This window comes from Mycolicibacterium elephantis DSM 44368 (genome assembly GCF_004014805.1).
In the GTDB taxonomy this organism is placed as follows: Bacteria; Actinomycetota; Actinomycetes; order Mycobacteriales; family Mycobacteriaceae; genus Mycobacterium; species Mycobacterium elephantis.
In genome coordinates this window covers 1-1190 of record NZ_ATDN01000060.1, presented here as the reverse complement: position 1 = coordinate 1190, position 1190 = coordinate 1, and the positions used below count along the sequence as shown (strand labels likewise).

Here is a 1190-nt window from a genome sequence, read left to right as displayed (position 1 = left end):
TCGGCGGCCTTCCTCAAGGCGCCGACGGTGGCTTGGTCTTTGGGAATGTGGGTGAACGGGTCCCAGTGATACCAGCGCATGGCGTTCTGGTAGGTGATCTTGTTGATCTCGTCGTCGGGGACGTGGTTGGCGCTGAGCACCTCGTGCAGCTGCTCGGGGGCCCCGGGCCACATCGAGTCGCTGTGCGGGTAGTCGGCCTCCCAGCAGATGTTGTCCACCCCGATCTTGTCGCGGGTGGCCACCCCGACCGGATCGGCGATAAAACAGGTCAAGAAATGCTCGCGGAACACCTCGCTGGGCAGCTTGCCGCCGAAGTCCTGACCGGTCCAGGTCGAATGCATCTCATAGGTGCGATCCACCCGCTCCAAAAAGTACGGAATCCAGCCGGTACCGCCCTCAGACAGCGCGATCTTCAGCGTCGGATACTGCTTGATCGGGCGCGACCACAACAGATCGGCGGCGGCCTGCACGATATTCATCGGCTGCAGCGTGATCATCACATCCATCGGGGCATCCGGGGCGGTGATCGCCAACCGCCCCGAAGACCCGATATGCACATTGAGCACCGTCTCGGTATCCACCAGCGCATCCCACATCGGCTTCCAATGATCGAAATCATGAAAACTCGGATAACCCATCGCCGCCGGATTCTCGGTGAACGTCAGCGAATGCACCCCACGCTCAGCGTTGCGCCGGATCTCCTTGGCACACTGCACCGGATCCCAGATCACCGGCAACGTCATCGGAATGAACCGCGCCGGATAGGCCCCACACCACTCCTCAACATGCCAATCGTTATAGGCCTTGACCAACGCCAGCGAAAACTCCTGATCCTCCGTGGCGAACAACCGCCCGGCAAACCCCGGAAACGACGGAAAACACATCGACCCCAAAATCCCGCCGGCATTCATGTCCTTGATGCGCTCATCAACCTGCCAACACCCCGGCCGAATCTCATCCAGACCCTGCGGCTCGAGCCCGTACTCCTCCTTCGGACGACCCGCCACCGCATTGAGTGCCACATTCGGAATCACCACATCCCGAAACTGCCACGTATCCGACCCATCGGCGTTATGCACCAACCGCGGCGCCTCATCCAAATACTTCTTCGGCAGATGATTCTTGAACATATCCGGCGGCTCGACGATGTGATCATCAACGCTGACCAAGATCATCTCGTCCTTGTTCAT

At 59.9% G+C, this 1190-nt stretch carries 1 protein-coding gene; it reads right to left on the bottom strand.

What is annotated here, in order from left to right; all coding sequences use genetic code 11:
* The coding region (locus MELE44368_RS23810; RefSeq protein WP_164890210.1) for an amidohydrolase family protein at window positions 1-1190 on the bottom strand (1190 nt) is incomplete at both ends.